The 20,181-nt window shown below is 40.5% G+C and carries 17 protein-coding genes; 12 read left to right on the forward strand and 5 right to left on the reverse strand.

The features are described from left to right. Positions 1-17 precede the first annotated feature (17 nt). Positions 18-2,141, reverse strand: coding sequence for a TonB-dependent siderophore receptor (locus tag ACF8D3_RS00620; protein WP_392469530.1), 2,124 nt, complete (start codon positions 2,139-2,141; stop codon positions 18-20). Between the two features lie 224 nt (positions 2,142-2,365). Between ACF8D3_RS00620 and ACF8D3_RS00625 the strand changes: the two genes are divergently transcribed. The 6 genes from ACF8D3_RS00625 to recJ all read left to right on the forward strand — a co-directional run bounded on the left by ACF8D3_RS00625 (position 2,366) and on the right by recJ (position 9,112). After that, complete coding sequence (locus ACF8D3_RS00625; RefSeq protein ID WP_392469531.1) at positions 2,366-3,172, forward strand: MBL fold metallo-hydrolase; 807 nt, start codon at positions 2,366-2,368, stop codon at positions 3,170-3,172. A gap of 133 nt (positions 3,173-3,305) precedes the next feature. Beyond that, positions 3,306-3,671, forward strand: a complete 366-nt coding sequence (locus ACF8D3_RS00630; RefSeq protein ID WP_061518115.1) for a YkgJ family cysteine cluster protein — start codon at positions 3,306-3,308, stop codon at positions 3,669-3,671. Between the two features lie 140 nt (positions 3,672-3,811). Continuing rightward, the gene (gene guaB, locus ACF8D3_RS00635; protein WP_004878042.1) at positions 3,812-5,278 is read left to right on the forward strand and encodes an IMP dehydrogenase; all 1,467 of its coding nucleotides are present in this window, start codon (positions 3,812-3,814) and stop codon (positions 5,276-5,278) included. A gap of 127 nt (positions 5,279-5,405) precedes the next feature. Then, positions 5,406-6,743, forward strand: coding sequence for a phosphoglucosamine mutase (gene glmM / locus ACF8D3_RS00640; protein WP_392469533.1), 1,338 nt, complete (start codon positions 5,406-5,408; stop codon positions 6,741-6,743). An 11-nt stretch (positions 6,744-6,754) separates the two neighbouring features. After that, positions 6,755-7,411, forward strand: coding sequence for a pyridoxamine 5'-phosphate oxidase (gene pdxH / locus ACF8D3_RS00645; protein ID WP_023012675.1), 657 nt, complete (start codon positions 6,755-6,757; stop codon positions 7,409-7,411). After that, entirely contained in the window at positions 7,412-9,112 is a 1,701-nt protein-coding gene (gene recJ / locus ACF8D3_RS00650; protein WP_392469534.1) for a single-stranded-DNA-specific exonuclease RecJ, read from the forward strand. A 45-nt stretch (positions 9,113-9,157) separates the two neighbouring features. On the opposite strand, the gene ACF8D3_RS00655 is transcribed toward recJ, so the two are convergent. Further along, on the reverse strand, positions 9,158-10,015 hold the full coding sequence (locus ACF8D3_RS00655; RefSeq protein WP_392469536.1) for a putative porin: 858 nt from the start codon (positions 10,013-10,015) through the stop codon (positions 9,158-9,160). A 254-nt stretch (positions 10,016-10,269) separates the two neighbouring features. Then, entirely contained in the window at positions 10,270-11,037 is a 768-nt protein-coding gene (locus tag ACF8D3_RS00660) for a putative porin (protein WP_004878034.1), read from the reverse strand. A gap of 411 nt (positions 11,038-11,448) precedes the next feature. Between ACF8D3_RS00660 and prfB the strand changes: the two genes are divergently transcribed. The 5 genes from prfB to ACF8D3_RS00685 all read left to right on the forward strand — a co-directional run bounded on the left by prfB (position 11,449) and on the right by ACF8D3_RS00685 (position 16,242). Continuing rightward, positions 11,449-12,544 (forward strand): peptide chain release factor 2 gene (gene prfB, locus ACF8D3_RS00665; protein WP_100607978.1). Its coding sequence is split into 2 segments (ribosomal slippage): positions 11,449-11,520 and positions 11,522-12,544, totalling 1,095 coding nucleotides; the frame shifts between segments, so codons are not numbered across the junction. Between the two features lie 153 nt (positions 12,545-12,697). Next, positions 12,698-13,000: a helix-turn-helix transcriptional regulator gene (locus ACF8D3_RS00670; RefSeq protein ID WP_017196833.1), complete on the forward strand. Its 303-nt coding sequence runs from the start codon at positions 12,698-12,700 to the stop codon at positions 12,998-13,000. 54 nt (positions 13,001-13,054) lie between these two features. Next, entirely contained in the window at positions 13,055-14,119 is a 1,065-nt protein-coding gene (locus ACF8D3_RS00675; protein ID WP_392469539.1) for an alkene reductase, read from the forward strand. A gap of 99 nt (positions 14,120-14,218) precedes the next feature. Continuing rightward, complete coding sequence (locus tag ACF8D3_RS00680; RefSeq protein WP_019385610.1) at positions 14,219-15,538, forward strand: 3-deoxy-D-manno-octulosonic acid transferase; 1,320 nt, start codon at positions 14,219-14,221, stop codon at positions 15,536-15,538. Next, a complete protein-coding gene (locus tag ACF8D3_RS00685; protein ID WP_023012670.1) occupies positions 15,535-16,242 on the forward strand; it encodes a 16S rRNA (uracil(1498)-N(3))-methyltransferase in 708 nt (235 codons plus the stop codon). Before ACF8D3_RS00680 ends, ACF8D3_RS00685 begins: the two co-directional genes overlap by 4 nt. Here ACF8D3_RS00685 and ACF8D3_RS00690 read toward each other — a convergent pair. Next, positions 16,222-17,208 (reverse strand): mechanosensitive ion channel family protein, encoded by a 987-nt coding sequence (locus ACF8D3_RS00690; protein ID WP_007481348.1) that lies wholly within the window; start codon positions 17,206-17,208, stop codon positions 16,222-16,224. The genes ACF8D3_RS00685 and ACF8D3_RS00690 overlap by 21 nt on opposite strands. Before the next feature lie 132 nt (positions 17,209-17,340). After that, complete coding sequence (locus ACF8D3_RS00695) at positions 17,341-17,910, reverse strand: DUF805 domain-containing protein (protein ID WP_392469542.1); 570 nt, start codon at positions 17,908-17,910, stop codon at positions 17,341-17,343. A 283-nt stretch (positions 17,911-18,193) separates the two neighbouring features. Between ACF8D3_RS00695 and acs the strand changes: the two genes are divergently transcribed. Then, on the forward strand, positions 18,194-20,137 hold the full coding sequence (acs, locus tag ACF8D3_RS00700; protein WP_392469543.1) for an acetate--CoA ligase: 1,944 nt from the start codon (positions 18,194-18,196) through the stop codon (positions 20,135-20,137). The last annotated feature ends 44 nt before the right edge of the window (positions 20,138-20,181 follow it).

Consider the following 20,181-nt stretch of genomic DNA (forward strand, 5'->3'; position numbering starts at 1 on the left):
GGCATTATTTTTTAATTTTAGTAGTTAAATTTCACTGTAAAATTGATTTGGCGTGGGTTGCCTAGCGTAATCAGATTTTCATTGAGTGCGCCAGCATAGTAGTCTTTATCAAACATATTGCGGATTGAAAGTTGTGCACCCCAATGTTCTGTATCATAGCCTGCTTCAGTATCAAATACTGTGTAGCTCGGAATATCCAACGTTAAACCATCAACGCTTTTTTTCGTTTCGCCTCGAAGTCCTGCACCCACATACCAGCCTAAATTTGAATTTGGTTCAAAGCGATAGCGTGTCGATAAGCTATAGCTCTGTTTTGGAATATTGTCGATGCGAATACCAATATTTTCAGCTGTTGTATCCTGAGTAGTTTTTGCATCAGGTGTATAGGTATATGCTGCGGTGAGTTTGAGCTGATCAAATAAATGCGCCGTGACTTCTGTTTCAATCCCCCGTGTCATTTGCTCACCACGTTGTACTTTAAATCCACTGTTGATTGGATCTGATACTGAGACATTTTGGCGACGTAAATCAAACCATGCGATGCTACCTTGGATGCGTTGATCTAGGCTTTGTAGTTTTAAGCCGACTTCAACTTGCTTGCCTTTCTCTGGGTTAAATGCATTGTCATTAGCATCTGTTCCGCTGACAGGAAGAAATGATGTTGCATAGCTAACATAAGGGGCTGCAATATCATTGATGGTATAGAGGAGAGACGCATTGCCTGTAAATGCATTATCTGATTGGGTTGATTCTGTATTTTTCACCAAATTTTTATTTTGTGTTTCAGCCCAATCGTGACGACCTGCTAGATTTAACACCCATTGATCATTGAGTTGAATTCGATCACGTAGATATAAGCCTGTATATCTGAGGCGATTGATATCATGATTTGTGGGTGATTCAGGACAAGTTACCTTGGTATTGTATTGCGGATGATATAAATTTAAATTGCCCACGGTACAACGGTTATTGATGTAATCGCTTTTTTCTTGCATGGCATCGACACCAATCGTGAGTTCATGCGACATATTGGCAAGGCTAAAGCGTCTTTGTAGTTGATTATCGATTGAAAAACTTAAATTATCGACATCTTGATAACGTCCTTGACGTTGGATTGTGGTGTAATCGATCGTCCCATCAGAATTTTTCGCCCAAAAGTTCTTGCCTGTTGCAGCAAATACGGCAGGACCAACCATGTCTGTTTTTTGTACGGCAAAATTTTGTTTGAACTTCCATTCATTTTCAAAAGTATGTGCAAAATTATAGCCACTCCGATAAACATCCGCATTGTAGCCGCCATGAGCTGGTTCGCTAATGAATAATTTTGAGTCTAATGCGCCATTTGGATTTGTTAGCAATGTACCTAAGACTGGTAAGCCTTGTTGGCGCATATATTCACGATGTTGATAGCTCGCAATGACCGAAAGATCAGTATTGTCACCTAAGTCAAAATTATAAGAAGGTGAAATATAGTAATTTTTAAAATACACGAAATCGGTTGGATCATTTTGATCTGCAACACGTCCGTTGATGCGGAAAGCACCTTTTTCACTGTCATTCGGACTATAGTTTAAATCGAAAGTGCCTTGTTTAAGTTGATTAGAGCCGTAGGTCACAGATCCTCGGTAGAATGAGTCAGCTTGAGGTCGTTTAGTGACCATATTGACCATGCCACCGGGTTGAACGAGGCCGAAATTAACAGATGCAGGCCCTTTGATGACTTGTACTTGATCCATACCAGAGAGTTCTGTTGCGACAAAAGTGCTCTGCCCTTGCCGTAAACCATCAATAAAAACCTGATCCGATGAGTTTTGTCCACGGATAATAAAATCGTCCCAACCACGTCGTCCAAGTTGTCCCGAAACAACACCTGCAACACCATCAATCGCTTCTGCTAAAGTCTGTGCTTGTTTTTGCTCTAGCTGTTCTTGATTAATTACACTGACGGATTGTGCTGTTTTAAAAAGTGGAGCGTCTGACTTTAGTGCTGAAGTTGCTTGAGTGGCAACATAAGTGTCAGTTTGATCTTGCTCTGCTTGAATTGAAATGGTGGGAAGCGTATTGGTTGTATCGTCTGCATAAGCGGTTGTCATAAAGCCGAAAACAAGTGTTGCTAGCAGCGTTCGATGTGGAGGGAGCATAGAAGATTCCAAAACTGAGAGGTATCTCAGATCGAGGTGATATTAATGAGAATGGTTATTATTTTAATTGATGTGAATAAGGATACTCAAGTTATAAATCAGTAAAATTTACATAGATAAATTACGATAAAAGTCCAATATCTGATTGAAACAGCGACTAAATCCCATTATTTTATTATGGAATTAAAAATATTTCATATTTAAAGAATTTTTCTGGGGTTGCTATGAGCTTTGATCGGACTACATCACAAATATTATTTGATAATGGTACTCATAAATGCATTAGTTTTACCAGTTTGGTAAAGGGCGAGGGTATTCAAGCTAATCAATTTTTAATTATTGATCATGATCGTGCTGCTGTTTTAGATCCAGGTGGGGACTTAACGTATGTTCCTTTGACGATGGAATTGAATCGATATACGAAGCTTAAAAATTTAGATTATGTGATGGCTTCGCATCAAGATCCTGACATTATTACCTCGATGCCGCGTTGGTTGGTTTATACCGACGCAAAAGTTGTCGCTTCAAAATTATGGGCACGATTTTTACCACATCTGAATTCAGCTTTTATGAGTGATCGTATGAAAGGCAATTGGGAGGAGCGTTTGATTGAATTGCCTGACACAGGACAAGTGATTCCACTGGGTGAATCATCTATTGTTGCCGTGCCTGCTCACTTTTTACATTCGGTTGGCAATTTCCAATTTTATGATCCAACGGCAAAAATTTTATTTTCTGGTGATATGGGGGCGTCGATTGTTGAAGATGCCAGTCTACCGATCACTGATTTTGAAGCCCACATCAAAAAAATGAAAGGCTTCCATCAACGCTATATGTGCTCAAATAAAGTGATTCGTTTATGGGTCAATATGGTTCGTCAAATGGATTTGGATATGATTGTTCCTCAACATGGCACGGCATTTGTCGGTAAAGAGATGATTAATAAATTTTTGGATTGGATTGAAAATCTAGAATGTGGCGTAGACCTTATGAATGAGTATGTTTTCAGCATTCCAACGGAAATAAATTAAAGCTTGATTAATCCTTAAAATTTGAACGAATAAATCTATCGAAAACAGATAAATATATATTGTTTTCGGTAGTGAATTTTCTTAGGATTCGCGCTATAAAAAATTTGATTTGGTCGCGAGAATTTTAATAAAAATGTTGTCTCAAATTGCTACGCCAGATGCATGCATTAGTTGTGGTGCATGCTGCGCAAATTTCCGTGTCTCATTCTATTGGGCTGAAGCTGAAAGCATGCCTGAAGAAATGGTTGAACCTCTTACAGCGGTTTATTCTTGCATGAAAGGAACCAATCAATCACAACCTAGATGTGTAGCCTTACAGGGTGAAGTTGGTGTCAATGTAAGTTGTTCTATTTATGAAGCGCGTAGCTCAAGTTGTAAAGAAGTACAAATTGCAGATGAACAATGTAATAAAGCACGAATGAAACACAATATGATTCCACTCATTTGTGTCGATCCACAAGATTCTGAAAATAATGAGAATTTTGATCAGGTCTGTTAATTCTGTTTTGATAAATTCAATGTAAAAAGCATTTATTCTGATGAAGAAGTGCTTTTTCTCAAATTATTTTCTTCATAGAAAATGAAAATCACATCGAAATTTGTTTATAATAGCTCACGGAAATTACCAGTGAGATTGTTATGCTGACCATCGTTCAAGAAGCCTTGACCTTCGATGATGTCTTATTACTTCCTGCCTACTCTACTGTTCTCCCAAAAGATGTCTCCTTAAAGACACGTTTAACTCGCGGAATTCAACTTAATATTCCTCTCGTTTCTGCTGCAATGGATACTGTGACTGAGTCTCGTATGGCAATTGCGATGGCGCAGAATGGTGGTATTGGTATTTTGCACAAAAACATGGACATCTCAGCACAAGCTGCTGAAGTTCGTCGTGTGAAAAAATTTGAAGCGGGGATGGTGAAAGATCCTATCACTGTGACACCAGAAACAACTGTTCGTGAATTGATTGCAATCACAAGTGCCAACAACATCAGCGGTGTGCCTGTTGTTAAAGATGGCAAAGTTGTCGGTATCGTAACAGGACGTGATACACGTTTTGAAACGAACCTAGAACAGCCTGTGAGCAACATCATGACAGGTCAAGATCGCTTAGTTACTGTACGTGAAGGCGAATCTAAAGAAAATATTCAAGCATTATTGCAAAAACATCGTATTGAAAAAGTCTTAGTTGTTGGTGAGCACAATGAACTCAAAGGCTTGATTACGGTGACTGACTTCCGTAAAGCCGAAAGCTATCCAAACAGCTGTAAAGATGACCTTGGTCGTTTACGTGTAGGTGCTGCTGTGGGTACAGGTGCTGAGACACCAAGTCGTGTAGAAGCATTGGTTGATGCTGGTGTTGATGCGATTGTTGTAGATACTGCACATGGTCATTCAGCTGGTGTAATTGAACGCGTTCGTTGGGTAAAAGCAAACTACCCACAAGTTCAAGTGATTGGTGGAAATATTGCGACAGGCGATGCGGCATTGGCATTGCTTGATGCTGGTGCAGATGCCGTTAAAGTGGGTATCGGTCCTGGTTCGATTTGTACAACACGTATTGTGGCAGGTATTGGTATGCCACAAATTTCTGCGATTGACAGTGTTGCAAATGCACTGAAAGACCAAATTCCTTTGATTGCTGATGGTGGTATCCGCTTCTCTGGCGATATGGCAAAAGCAATTGGTGCGGGTGCAAGCACGATTATGGTCGGTTCACTGCTTGCGGGTACTGAAGAAGCGCCGGGTGAAGTTGAGTTCTTCCAAGGTCGTTATTACAAGGCGTATCGTGGTATGGGTTCTTTAGGTGCGATGGCAGGTGCGACTGGTTCAGCTGACCGTTATTTCCAAGACTCAAAGGCAGGCGCTGAAAAATTAGTACCTGAAGGCATTGAAGGACGTGTTCCATATAAAGGCCCAATGGGTAATATCATCCATCAAATGATGGGCGGTCTACGTTCTTCTATGGGTTATACTGGTTCATCGACCATTGAAGACCTTCGCCAAAATGCGAAATTCGTGAAAATTACTTCAGCAGGTATGTCTGAATCACACGTACATGACGTAACGATTACTAAAGAAGCGCCAAATTATCGTGTTGGTTGATTTTTGGTAATTTTACCGATAGAAAAACCGTCAGTTTACTGACGGTTTTTTTGTTTTTGGTGTAAAGTGAGCGTGATGAGAAATATATGGTGATAGACCATATAAACGATAAGAAAGTGAGTAGAAGATGAGTTATTTTGGCACTGATGGCATTCGTGGAAAATTTGGACAAATGCCAATTACCCCTGAGTTTGCATTAAAACTTGGCTTTGCCGCAGGAAAAGTACTAAAAAGAAATAGTCCGAAAAATAAGCCAATTGTGGTATTAGGTAAGGATACGCGTTTATCTGGATATATTTTAGAAGCTGCACTACAAGCAGGTCTAAACGCTGCGGGTGTTTATGTTCATTTATTAGGTCCATTACCAACACCAGCGATTGCTCACTTAACTCGTGCACTACACGCGCATGCGGGGATTGTGATTTCTGCGTCGCACAACCCTTACTTTGATAATGGGATTAAGTTCTTCTCAAGTGAAGGTAAAAAACTTCCTGATACCTTACAGGACGAAATTAACCAAGAATTAGAAAAAGATCTTGTCATTGATGACACGGCAAACCTTGGTAAAAGCGTACGTGTAACAGATGCCAATGGTCGTTATATCGAATTCTGTAAATCCACTTTCCCATACCATTTCAACTTACATAATTTAAAAATTGTTGTGGATTGTGCCAATGGTGCAGCCTATAGCGTAGGACCTTCTGTATTCCGTGAGTTGGGTGCGAAGGTAATTTCATTATTCAATGAACCAGATGGTTTAAATATTAATGAAAATTGTGGTTCAACTCATCCTGAACAATTACAGAAAGCAGTTGTAGAACATCAGGCTGATCTTGGCATTGCTTTTGATGGTGATGCTGATCGTGTAGTGATGGTGGATAAAAATGGTGATCTGATTGATGGTGACCATATTTTGTATATTTTAGCGACGCAAGCCAACCACAAGCCAAAAGGTGTCGTGGGTACAGTCATGAGTAATATGGCGCTTGAACTGGCATTGGAAAAAGCGGGCGTGGGTTTTGTCCGTGCCAAAGTAGGTGACCGTTACGTGTTACAAGCACTCGAAGAAAACGCTTGGGTAACGGGCGGTGAGCCATCAGGGCATATCCTCACTTTGGATAAAAGCACAACAGGTGATGCGATTATTGCTGCATTGCAAGTGCTGACGGTTATGGTTGAGCAGGGTAAAGCCTTACATGAATTAGTGGAAGGTTTTGTTTTATTCCCTCAAGTGCTGGTTAATGTTCGTTTACAGCAAATGATCGACCCGTATTCTATTCCAGCTTTAGTGGCTGAATTTGATAAAGCAGAGCAGCAGCTCAAAGGTCGTGGACGTATTTTAATTCGTAAGTCAGGTACTGAGCCTATGATTCGTGTGATGGTCGAAGGCGATCAACAAGAAGAGGTTGTGAGTCTGGCAAATCATTTAGCTGATGCAGTACGTGCGCAGGCGCAAGTTGCTTAAGGAGATAAATAATGAGTGATGTCATTAAGGATCTCAGCGAGCTACGTTTAAGTTACGAACAAGGCGAATTACACGAAGCGCAAATCAGCAATGATCCACATGTGCAATTTTTAAACTGGTTTAATCATGCGCTTGATGCAAATCTGCATGAACCCTATACCATGTCACTTGCGACAGCAAATGCACAAGGTCGTCCGCATGTTCGAACAGTCTTGTTACGTGGTGCGACTGAGGCGGGTTATGATTTTTATACCAATTATGACAGCCAAAAAGGTTTAGATCTTGCTGAAAATCCTTTTGCTGAGTTGTTATTTTATTGGCCTAGCTTAGAACGTCAGGTGCGTATCAGTGGTAAGGTACTTAAGATTTCTGAACAAGAATCGACTGATTATTATCATAAACGCCCTCGTGATAGCCAAATTGCAGCGCACATTAGTACTCCACAAAGTGGTGCGATTTCGAGTCGTGAAGAATTGCAACAACGCTTTCAACAACTCCAGCAGAGCATTGGTGATCAAGGTGAGTTAGCTAAACCTGAATTTTGGGGAGGTTATCGTCTCGAAGCAGATTATTATGAATTCTGGCAGGGGCGACCAAACCGCTTGCATGATCGTTTAAGTTATGAAAAACAGAATGATCTCTGGACGATTCAACGTTTGATGCCATAAATGACACAGATACTTATTCAAAAGAGACCATTACTCACACGCCCTGAACAGTTTCAGGGCGTGCCTCTGTTTATCGCAGAGATTTTGGCAAGACGAGGTGTTCAGTCTGAACAAGAGCTTGAATTAAAGCTTAAACATCTACTTGCTCCGCATTTGAAAGGTTTAGATCGAGCAGTTGAGTTGATTGATCAAGCGATTGATCAGCAAAAGAAAATCATCATTGTGGGCGACTACGATGCAGATGGTGCAACCAGTACCGCGCTGATGGTATTAGTCTTAAAAGAAATGGGTGCATTGGTCGACTATCTGGTACCTGACCGTTTTAAATATGGCTATGGGTTAACTCCCAAAATTGCTGAATTGGCACACGCAACCTATCAACCTGATTTATTGATTACTGTCGATAATGGGATATCAAGTCATGCGGGTGTTGAAACGGCGCAGTCGCTTGGGATGCAAGTGATTATTACGGATCACCACTTAACCAGTAAGCCAACACCACTTGCTGAAGCTGTGGTGAATCCAAACCAATTGGATTGCGAGTTTTCGAGTAAGGCATTGGCAGGGGTTGGAGTCGCATTCTATGTCTTGGCAAAACTGGCAAGTTTTCGCAGTCAGCACAATAAAACGAGCAGTAAAGTCACTCAATATTTAGATCTAGTTGCTTTGGGTACTTATGCTGATGTTGCAACTTTAGATTATAACAATCGCATTTTGATTGATGCGGGTGTTAAACGCATCCAACAGTATCAGTGTCGTGCTGGAATTTTAGCGTTACTCGATATTGCTGGTCGTGATGCAGCTCATCTACGTGCGCAGGATTTAGGTTTTGTGCTTGGTCCGCGGATTAATGCCGCAGGTCGTATGGAAAGTATGCGTATCGGAATAGAATGTCTACTTGCTGAAGACATGGCAACTGCTTATCCGATTGCTCAGCAGCTCAATCAACTGAATGTTGAACGTCGACAAGTTGAAAATGAAATGAAGCAACAGGCACTCACGGCTTTGCAACAAATACAATTAACAACCGAACATATTCCTCCTGCTTTGGTAATGTTTGAGGAACAATGGCATCAAGGGGTGATCGGTATCGTTGCAGGCCGCTTAAAAGAGCAGTTTCATCGACCAAGCTTAGTGTTTGCGCCCGATGAAGATGGGATACATATCAAAGGTTCTGCTCGTTCAATCGAAGGGATTCATATCCGAGATATGATTGAGCAGGTTGTTGAACAGTATCCGCATTTGGTCAGTCATTTTGGTGGGCATGCAGCAGCAGCGGGTTTAACACTAAAAAAAGAACATTTTGAAGAATTTAAAACCGTGTTTACTCAAATGATTGCGGAAATGGATTCTGATTTATTTCAAGCAACTTTATGGACGGATGGTGAGTTAGATGACTCCGCTTTGCATTTAGGAACTTTAGATTGGATAGAGCAACTTGGCCCTTGGGGACAAAAATTTCCTCTACCTCAGTTCGAGGGTCGGTTTAAAGTGATTGATTATCGTTGGCTCAAGGATCAGCACTTAAAATTAAAACTTGCTGTAGGGCAACATGCGATTGATGCGATTGCTTTTAATGCCATCGATCGTTATGAATTTAATCCAATGTTGGGTTATGTCGATTTGGTGTACACCTTAGAACGTAATGTTTTTAATGGGAATACCAGTTTACAATTGCAGGTCACCTATTTAAAGCAATAAAAAATCCGCTCTGTTGAGCGGATTTTTTGTTTTATAGAAACTCAATTAAAAGCGGAATGTACCTTTGATGCCATAAGAGTCAGCACCATCAGTTGTCGTGTATCCCACACCTAAAGCAAATTGAGGGTTAAAGAATTTTTGTGCACGAATGTTGAAAATACTATCCGAGTCGTCAGCTGTAGAGTCTGCAAAAGAAACACCAACACTTAGTGTTTGATCTAAATACATATCAGCAGCTAAACGATAAGATGTTTCATCACCGATGTAAGTTACACCTTCAAAATTTGTATAGAAGCCTGCGACTTCAGAAACATATTTTGCGCGAAGTGAAACGGCTGTATCGTCGTTATCACCAGAAACAACGGCAGCATTACTGACATTAGTAACAAAACCATATTTTGCTACTTTTACAGGGTTGATACTTTCTGAAAAATCAGCCACACCTACAGCAAGTAATAAACCATTTACTGGAAGGAAACCTGCTTCAAACTCGTAACCATTGCCATTATCTGACTCTGAACCAAGTCCATTAATGGTGGCTTTAATATTCGTGCGGTGTAATGCACCAGAAACATAAAACTGAGTATCAGGAATAAAAATTTCGCCTTCTACACCGATAATATTAAATTGCAAATCACCAAAATCTTCATCATCTTGAAGTTTGCTATACGCATATCCACCGCCGATGTTCGATGCTTTGTCAAGGAAAGCTGCTTCTGCAAGAGGCGCATTACGGGTTTGCACAGGATTAAAGTAATATTTACCGCTGATTGCTGCGCTATTGGTTTTACCGCCGTCCATGTCGACGTATTCATAAGCACCAGTCGCTTCGGTTTGATATGCATTCGCATTTAAAGCAACACAAGAACTTAAAAGTGCTGTAATTAAGCTTAATTTTTTCATTCAATAACTCCCCTTTATTAAAATAATGCATCGTAATAATTTGTTGCGAGTTGTAGTGTAGTCAAAATTTGAGAGTCGTCAATTATTAAATGAATGATCAAAATATTTAGCTGTTTCTGTTTAAATAATCAGATATTGAATTCAATATGAATCAGGGTGCTTATTTTTTTATTTATAAATATTCATTATAAAAAAACCGCCACGAAAATTGATTTCAGAGCGGTTTTTAGAATCTAAAAGTTAGGATTTAACGATTAGAAACGGTATGCAGCACGAACACCATAAGTGTTGTAATCATCGCCAAAACCGACACGGCCTTCTAAGCTTACTTGCTGATTTAGGAATTTCTTCGCAGAAATACCCCATTCATCACGGTTCGTAAGATCGTTATTGTAGTAATCTGCACCTACACTGAGTGTTTTATCTAGGTAGTAATCACCTTTTACTCGGTATTCATCTAAATCACCGAAAGCACCATATGCTTCTAGATTGATGTCATTTCCACCAACTTGAGTGACGTATTTTGCGCGAACGGTTGGGTCTGCACCGTCTTTACCATCTTTTTCGTCATACCCTTTGACACCTAAAGCAAGTAATAAACCTGGTGCAGGTAAGTAACCTACTTCAGCAGCATAAGTTGTAACTTTTTGATCGATAGATGTATTGTCTACTTCTAACTCATTACGACCCAAATTACCGCTTAAGTAAAAGTCACTGTTCGGGACGAAATATTCTACACCTACGCCATATTGTGAGTCTTTTATACCGTTATTGTCTGCGTAATTCACTTTTGCACTAACATTACTTGCACGGTTTACAAACGCCGCTTCAGCAAGAGGTGCATTACGGGTTTGCACTGGATTGAAATAGTATTTTCCATCTACACCAAAGCTATGTGTTGCATCGAAATCATCCCAATCAGAATAAGTATATGAGCCGCCTACTTCAGCTTGATAAGCATGTGCAGTACCTGTCACTGCCAATGCAGATAAAAGTGCCGATGCAATTGCTAATTTTTTCATGGTTACTTCCCTCTGAAATAATGAGAACTAGCTAAATCTTAATTACATGTTTTGTTACAAGTCCCAGTCTATTTAAAATTTGATGAGGGTCAATCATGAGAAAGTAATCAAACAGTACGAATGTAATTAACTTGTAATTTTGACATTTTATATATTTGATTTTTATTTAAAAAAATGGATTGTATTGATTTATTAAAACTTAGGAGGGATTGTGTATTTTAGTATATTTAGTCTAATTTTTTGCGCAATTTAAGTTTAAATTGTTTCAGTGAAATCGTTGGACAAGTATGAAAAGATGAAAGTGAAACATTTGTCTTCGTTTTCCATGATGTACAAAATAAGACGGCTGTGTCGTAAAAACACTTATGTTAAAATAGTCGATTAAGTGAAAAATAGTGTGGGAAAAGACACGTGGAAATTAATCCGTATTTAGTTCAATTGAAAGATTTATCTGATCGTAGCCAAACACTACGGGGGTATCTTTGACTACGATCTAAAAGTTGAGCGTTTAGAAGAAGTTTTAAGAGAATTAGAAGACCCTGCAATTTGGAATGATCAAAATCGTGCTCAAGCGATTGCCAAAGAAAAGGGCAGTTTAGAAAATACCATTAGTGTATTTGATCGTTTGGCTGAACAGCTTGATGACGCGAAAGCGATGCTTGATTTGGCTGTTGAAGCTGATGATGAAAGTTTATTGGTCGATGTACAAGCTGAACTGGATAGTGCTGAACAGGCTTTAGGTAATCTTGAATTCCGCCGTATGTTTAGTAATCCAATGGACCCAAATCCATGCTTCCTTGAAATCCAATCGGGTTCTGGTGGTACAGAAGCACAAGATTGGGCATCGATGCTGTTACGTATGTACCTGCGTTGGATTGAACGTCATGGCTTTAAAGCTGAATTGATGGAAGTTTCTGACGGTGATGTTGCAGGAATTAAATCTGCAACGATTCGTGTGGATGGTGAGTTTGCTTATGGTTGGTTACGGACAGAAAGTGGTGTACACCGTTTAGTGCGTAAATCGCCATTTGATAGTAACAACAACCGTCATACATCATTCTCGGCAGTATTTATCTCGCCTGAGATTGATGACAATATTGAGATCGATATTAATCCATCGGATGTTCGAACAGATACTTATCGTGCTTCGGGTGCAGGTGGTCAGCACATTAACAAAACTGATTCTGCGGTACGTTTAACCCACGCACCAACAGGTATCGTGGTGGCGTGTCAGAACCAACGTTCACAACATGCTAACCGTGATCATGCGTGGAAACAGTTACGTGCCAAGCTCTATGAATTAGAGATGAGTAAGCGTAATGAAGCAGCTCAAGCTTTGGAAGATTCAAAGTCAGACATCGGTTGGGGCAGCCAAATTCGTTCTTATGTCTTAGACGATTCACGTATTAAAGATTTGCGTACAAGTGTAGAAACATCGAACACCAAAGCAGTCTTGGATGGTGATTTAGACAAGTTCATTGAAGCAAGTTTGAAACAAGGTTTATAAGTTTAAAACGGCAATTTCGTTCAGCATCTTTTGGTTAATCGGAAAAATATGATATTAATATCGATAAAAATGGATATTAATATTTATAAAATTCGATATACTGGGTTTAGATGCTGAACAAAGCTTTTGCCTGTTGAGAAACGTGGTGAGTCTATGGATATTGATGTTATAAGCAAAGCCTTAGCCAACCCATTACGTCGACAGATTTTGCAGTGGTTAAAAGAGCCAGAGCAATTTTTACCTGTACAGGAATGTGGTGGTAGTTTTGAGCGTGGTGTATGTGCTGGGCACATCGAACGTTTAGGCAAAGTTGCGCAATCGACGATGTCGAATCATTTGTCTGTGTTACAGCAAGCGGGTTTGATTAATGTCGAAAAATATGGGCAATGGTCTTATTTCACACGTAATGAAGCTTTGATTCAGCAATACATCGAACATTTAAAACAAACACTCTGACGGCGAGGATACGGGCAATCTTAACCCGCTAAATAGAGTGAAGTTGAGGCGATCATGGCTGAATTAAACTCTACCTTACAAGTAGGTGACTTTAAGATTAAAAACCGTTTGGTTTTAGCTCCTTTAACGCGTGCACGTAGCGGTGCGTCTCGTGTTCCAAACGATTTAATGGTGGAATACTATCAACAACGTGCCAATGCGGGTCTAATCATTACCGAAGCAACGGTGATTAGTCCAAAAGCCGCAGGTTATGCCAATACCCCAGGCTTATGGTCACAAGAACAAGCACAGGCTTGGAACAAGATTGTTGATGCAGTGCATTCACAAGGCTCAAAAATCGTGGTTCAGCTTTGGCATGTTGGTCGTATTTCACATCCCGATTTGTTAGATGGTGATACGCCTGTTGCGCCAAGCGCAATTCAGCCTGCTGGTGAAGTGAGTTTACTTCGTCCAAAACGCCCATTCGTTACACCGCGTGCATTATCCCATGAAGAAATTCAGGAAATTGTTGCACAATATAGAAATGCTGCTGAACAAGCGAAAGCGGCAGGTTTTGATGGTGTAGAGTTGCATGCTGCCAACGGATATTTGATTGACCAGTTCTTGCAAAGTTCAACCAATCATCGTGATGATGAATATGGTGGTTCAATTGAAAACCGTGCACGTTTACTCTTACAAGTCGTCGATGCTTTTATCGAGGTTTGGGGGGCAGGTCGAGTGGGCGTTCATCTAGCGCCACGTGGTGATTCACATGATATGGGCGATGAAAATCCATTGGCAACTTTTGGCTATGTCGTTGAGCAATTGGATCAGCGCAATGTTGCTTTTATTTTCACGCGTGAATACCAAGCCGAAGACAGCTTAATGCCTGCACTACGTTCGAAATTTAAAGGTGTATGGATTGCAAATGAAGGTTTAACGGCTGATTCTGCAAAACAAATGTTGACAACAGGTCAAGCAGATGCAGTGTCATTCGGCAAAGCTTATATTGCCAATCCAGATCTGTTAGAACGTTTGCAAAATGATTTACCTTTAAATGCTATTCAGCCTGAAACCTTATATGGCTCAGGTGCAGAAGGTTATACAGATTATCCTGCTTTTGAACAGTTAGAAGCTTAATCTGATCTAAAAGACTCATGCTATTTACCAAAATGGCATGAGTTTTTTATTGAAATTCCGCATAATAAGCTCACATCAAATCGTGAAATATGGTCTAGGATGGCGCAGAAAAACGCAGTGCAGCAAACACCCTTTTGGTATAACTTTTTATTGACCTGTATCAAACCGTTATATCGTTGGAAAATAAAACAACGCGCTGAAAATGCGGCGGCATTTCAACAAGAGTGTATCGAGCGTTTTGGCCCTTTTCAGCCACCCAAAAACTTAGAAACGATTTGGTTTCATGTGGTGTCTGTTGGGGAAACCAATGCAGCACAGCCTTTGATCGAGCATTATTTAAAATTAGGCCATCCTGTGTTGGTGACCAATACGACGAAGACGGGTCAGGCACGCGCCAAATCGCTGTTTCTGAAAGCACCTTATCTCGATTTATTTCAAGCGGTTTATTTGCCCGTTGATCAAAAGCCATTGCTCAAGCAGTTTTTTGATGTATATCAACCCAAACTTTTGGCATTGGTTGAAACTGAAATCTGGCCAAATTTGATTGCGGAAGCCAAGCAGCAACAGATTCCCTGTATTTTATTGAATGCCCGTCTTTCGGAAAAATCGGCGAAAGGTTATGGCAAAGTGGCACGATTAACCAAGCCGATGTTACAACAACTGACGTGGATGCTTGCACAAGATCAAGCGACGCAGCAACGTTATGTCGCTTTAGGACTTGATCAAAACAAAAGTCAGGTGGTTGGAAATATTAAATTTGATATTACTGCTCCACAGCAGTATGTCGTACAGGCAGAACAGTTCAAACAAGATTGGCAACTCGAACATCGTCAAATCATCACCCTTGCTAGCACACATGCACCAGAAGAAGAGAGTTTACTGAAACAGCTGCAACCGCACTTAAATGCAAATTCCAATTTGTTGTGCATTGTTGTGCCTCGTCATCCTGAGCGATTTGATGAGGTCTACCAGGTATGTCAGCGTTTAAATTTAAATACGCAACGCCGTAGCCTGCAACAACCGATTCAAGCGGATACACAAGTTTTTCTTGCTGATAGTATGGGGGAAATGTGGTTGTGGTATGGCTTGAGCCAAGCGTGTTTTGTTGGCGGTTCATTGAATGAACCGGGTGGTGGTCATAATATTTTAGAACCTATGGTACTCGATGTGCCGACTGTCATTGGACCGCGCTATTTTAACTTCCAAAGCATTGTCGATGAGTTTGTTGTAGAGCAAGGCATTTTGATTGGAGATGATGCAGCACAGATTGTGCAACAGCTGTTGAGCTGTTTAGAAAATACTGCTCAAAAACAACGTTTAGTTCAGCAAGCTCAGTTGGTTTTACAACGAAATACGGGTTCTTTACAAAAGCATATTCAGTTAATTGATCATTATTTACAGCAAACCGCATCCTCATGAATATTGTGTTACTTAAACCAGAACAGACACAATCTGAGCTTTGGAATATTGAAAATCCAAGACAATTGCAACATTTACGTCAGCATTTACAACTTCAAGTAGGTGATTCGCTGAAAGTCGGTATTCGACACGGTCTACGCTATTTGACAGAAGTTGTTGCATTGAATGAGACGCGAATTGTGGTGCGCCCGATTGAGACCGAAGCTGTACCTGCTAAGCATCCTGTACATTTGATTCTTGCCTTACCTCGTCCCAAAGTGTTGCGTCGAATGATGATGGATGCAGTGACTTTAGGGGTAGAGCGCATTAGTTTGATTCATAGTTATCGCGTAGATAAAAGCTATTGGCAGACGCCTTTTATACAGCAATTGGATGATTATGTAACTTTGGGCTTAGAGCAGGCGGGAGACACCATTGCGCCAGAGATACAATTGTACAAACGCTTTAAACCTTTTGTAGAAGATGTTTTGGCAACTTTAATCACAGAGCAGCAGCCAGCTTATGTGGCACACCCGTATGCTGAGCATGTGATGCCTCACGCAATACAACATCCCTGTATTGTGGTGGTCGGGCCAGAAGGCGGATTCATTCCTTATGAAATTGAATTGCTCAAAAAAAATGGTTGCCAAGCTGTGAGCTTAGGCAACCGAATTTTGCGAACTGAAACTGCTGTTCCGTCTATTTTAGGAAGGCTGTTTATCTGAGTTTTGTGTATCAAAAGGCAATTGAGCATTATTCTGCTGTACTTTAAGCTCTTGAATTGGATATGGAATATTAATTCCTTGAGCATTAAAGGCTTGTTTTACTTGAGCTTGGATTGAACTGGTCGATGATAAAATATCGGTTTCAGTGGTATTAATCCACCAACGAACCGTTAAATTGACAGAGAAATCGGCTAAAGCAGTAACATTGACTGAGAATGTCGGTTGACTGAGCACATTACGGTCATTATTCAAGATATCCAAGACAATTTGCTTGGCTTTTTGTTCATCGTCATCGTAACCAATACCAACAATAAACTCACAACGACGTTGCTGATAAGCGGTATTGACGGTTACAGGACTAGTATAGACCGTTGCATTCGGAATCACGATACGACGACCATCATAAGAGCGTAAAAAAGTCGCTCGAATCTGAATATCTTCGACCACACCTTCCATGCCATTTACGATGATTGCATCACCGATACGGAATGGTTCGCCAAGTAAAATCAGTACACCCGACAGTAAATTTTGGAAAATATCTTTAAATGCGAAACCAATGGCAACAGAACCAATTCCTAGAGCACCGATGAGTTGGCTCGGTGTAAATCCTGGAATCGCAATCACCAATGCGATTAGGAAGCCAAAGAATAAGATAAATGTTCCACCGACACGGTGTAGAACTAAAACCAAATTCTGTCTTGCATAAGAGCGATTGGTTAATGTTTTATTTACAAAAAATTTAAATAATTTAGTGAGTAACCAGAAAATGATAAAAACAACAATCGCAATACAGATATAGGGAACACGTTCCCAAAAGCTGTCGATGATTTTATCAATCGTTGTATAGGCATCGTGATATTTCTCAGTATGTGCAAGTACCGTCTGTGTGGTTTTCGCGCTTGCCTGATGCAATAGTTCGCCTGTATCTTTCGCGACATTTGTCAATGTTGTTTGTTCGTTAGCCACTAGAAATCTCTATTTCGCAAAGAAAGGAGTAATAAGGTGTTGCATGATAATGAAATTATTGTAAACACGCTTGGCAAATTCAGTAATCAATTGATTTCATTAATGCTACAAACGCATAAAAATTACTCACAATCAAAAATACTCCGTTGTGTTTTGAATAATCTGTGTTGGTGCATCCCAAATATCGGGACTAGCGAAGTAATACATAAAGACAGACATACTAAATAGTATGAAAATACTCAGAATAATCATGATCCAAGCCAATAATTTTTCCCATGCTTTCGATGGACGTACATCACCATAGTCATTGCGATACGGTGTGCCCGGCGCAAGTAATACATATAAAGTGAAAAAGAGTTGTATCAATGGCACAAGTAACAGTAGGCATAACCAACCTGTTTTATTGAGATCATGTAAGCGTCGAATCAAGAAAACAATTTGAAAATAAAATCCTGCAAACCACAGCGCAATAATGGCAAATGTTGCAATACCTGAAAATGCTGAGAACATTGGTTCGTTCATATTGACATTGTTTATGCTGACATTGCCTGCGATTGATACCAATAGCACGAACATAAGTATGAATCCGATACTGATTAGTCCATGCCAGCCTAAGTAGCTAAGTCGATTAAAACGTCCTCTCGATGAGAGCGGATGATCTTTGCTGGGTTGCGTCTGCGGTGCAATTGTAAAATCTGACATAGATGGATTCCTATTTTTCTGCTTATTAAATCTTTTAAAGTATTTACATTGATCAAAATAATCACTTATTTTAAAAACAAAAAGCATAGACAAGCAGTTAAATTTTAAATTATTTTGAGTAAATTTTTGAAAATATGCGAATCGTAAAATTGCAACAGTTCTACGACCAAAGCCGCATTGTTTGCTCTTGTTGTTGGTGACCATACTGCAAGAGACAACAAAAAATACCGATGCATTAGATGGTATATCTACGGTATGAGATAAAAAACCAAGGAAGTGAACTATGAAAGAAATCTACCCAGTGCCTGACAAATTCAAAGAAACAGCAAGAATCTCTGAAGCAGACTATTTCAATCGTTATCAGTATTCAATTGAACAGCCTGAAGCATTTTGGGCAGAAGAAGCGAAAAAGATTGATTGGATCAAACCTTTTACGCAAGTCAAAAACACCTGTTTTCATCCAGATAATTTTAAGATCGAATGGTTTGCAGATGGCGAACTGAATGTTTCTGCTAACTGTTTAGACCGTCATCTTAAAGATAATCCACTCAAACCAGCAATTATTTGGGAAGGTGATCATCCATCACGTCATAAAATTATTTCATTTGCAGAATTGCATGATGAAGTGTGTCGTTTTGCCAATGTCTTGAAAAAGCAAGGGATCAGTAAAGGCGATCGCGTAGTTTTATATATGCCAATGGTGCCTGAAGCAGCAATTGCCATGTTGGCATGTGCCCGTATCGGCGCAGTACATTGTGTGGTGTTTGGCGGTTTCTCACCAGACTCATTGGCCAGTCGTATTGAAGATAGCCAAGCAAAATTAGTCATTACCGCTGATGCAGGGATGCGTGGCGGAAAAATTATTCCGCTCAAAGAAAATGTAGATGCTGCATTGGAAATTGATGGTACAAGTAGTGTTCAGAATGTCATTGTGGTGCACCGTACAGGAAATTCAGTTGCGTTTAATCCGGAGCGAGATGTTTGGTATCACCTTGCCATTATGGAGGTAGATGAGCACTGCCCACCAGAGCCAATGAAAGCAGAAGATCCGTTATTCATTCTGTATACCTCAGGTTCAACGGGTAAACCGAAAGGCGTGCTCCATACCACAGGCGGTTATCTAGTATATGTCAACACAACATTCAGAGAGGTCTTTGATCTTCGTGAAGATGATGTGTATTGGTGTACTGCGGATGTCGGTTGGATTACAGGGCATAGTTATTTACTTTACGGCCCACTGAGTAATGCGACGACGACGGTGATGTTCGAAGGGATTCCACAATATCCAACTTGGGCACGTATTGGTCATGTCATTGATAAGCACAACATTACTATTCTCTATACTGCTCCAACAGCAATTCGCGCCATGATGCGTGAAGGTGATGCCTATGTGCGTGAAAGTGATCGCAGTAGCTTACGTTTACTGGGTTCGGTTGGTGAGCCAATTAACCCTGAAGCATGGAACTGGTATCACGAGGTGGTTGGTGAAGGTCGTTGCCCAATTGTTGATACTTGGTGGCAAACAGAAACGGGTGGTATCTTAATTTCACCGTTGCCGGGTGCAACCGCTTTAAAACCGGGTTCAGCAACACGTCCATTCTTCGGTGTTCAGCCAGCCTTGGTCGATGGTGAAGGCAATGAGTTGGAAGGCGCAACCGAAGGGAATCTGGTGATTAAGGATTCATGGCCGGGTCAGATGAGAACCATTTGGGGCGATCCTCAACGTTTTATCGAAGCATATTTCTCGACCTTTAAAGGTTGCTATTTCACGGGTGATGGTGCACGTCGAGATGAAGATAATTACTATTGGATCACAGGACGTGTTGATGATGTGTTGAATGTTTCTGGTCATCGTCTAGGAACTGCCGAGATTGAAAGTGCGCTAGTGGCACATGAGGCAGTCGCTGAGGCTGCGGTGGTTGGGATGCCGCATGATATTAAAGGTCAGGGTATTTGTACCTTTGTGACTTTACAAGCTGATGTGGCAGAATCTGAAGAGCTACGCAAAGAGTTAGTGAATTGGGTGCGTAAAGTTCTTGGACCTGTGGCAACCCCAGATGCATTGCATTGGGCGCCTGCTTTACCAAAAACCCGTTCAGGTAAAATTATGCGTCGTATTTTAAGAAAGATTGCGGCAAATGAATTGGATAGCTTAGGTGATACCTCAACATTAGCTGAACCAGCTGTGGTCGAGCATTTGATTGCGACGGTTTATCCAAACAGATAATCGTTTTTTACTAAAAGAGCGTTCTGTAGAACGCTCTTTTTTTA

Origin of the sequence: Acinetobacter sp. YQ_14, assembly GCF_043102985.1 — a bacterium.
Classification (GTDB): domain Bacteria; phylum Pseudomonadota; class Gammaproteobacteria; order Pseudomonadales; family Moraxellaceae; genus Acinetobacter; species Acinetobacter venetianus.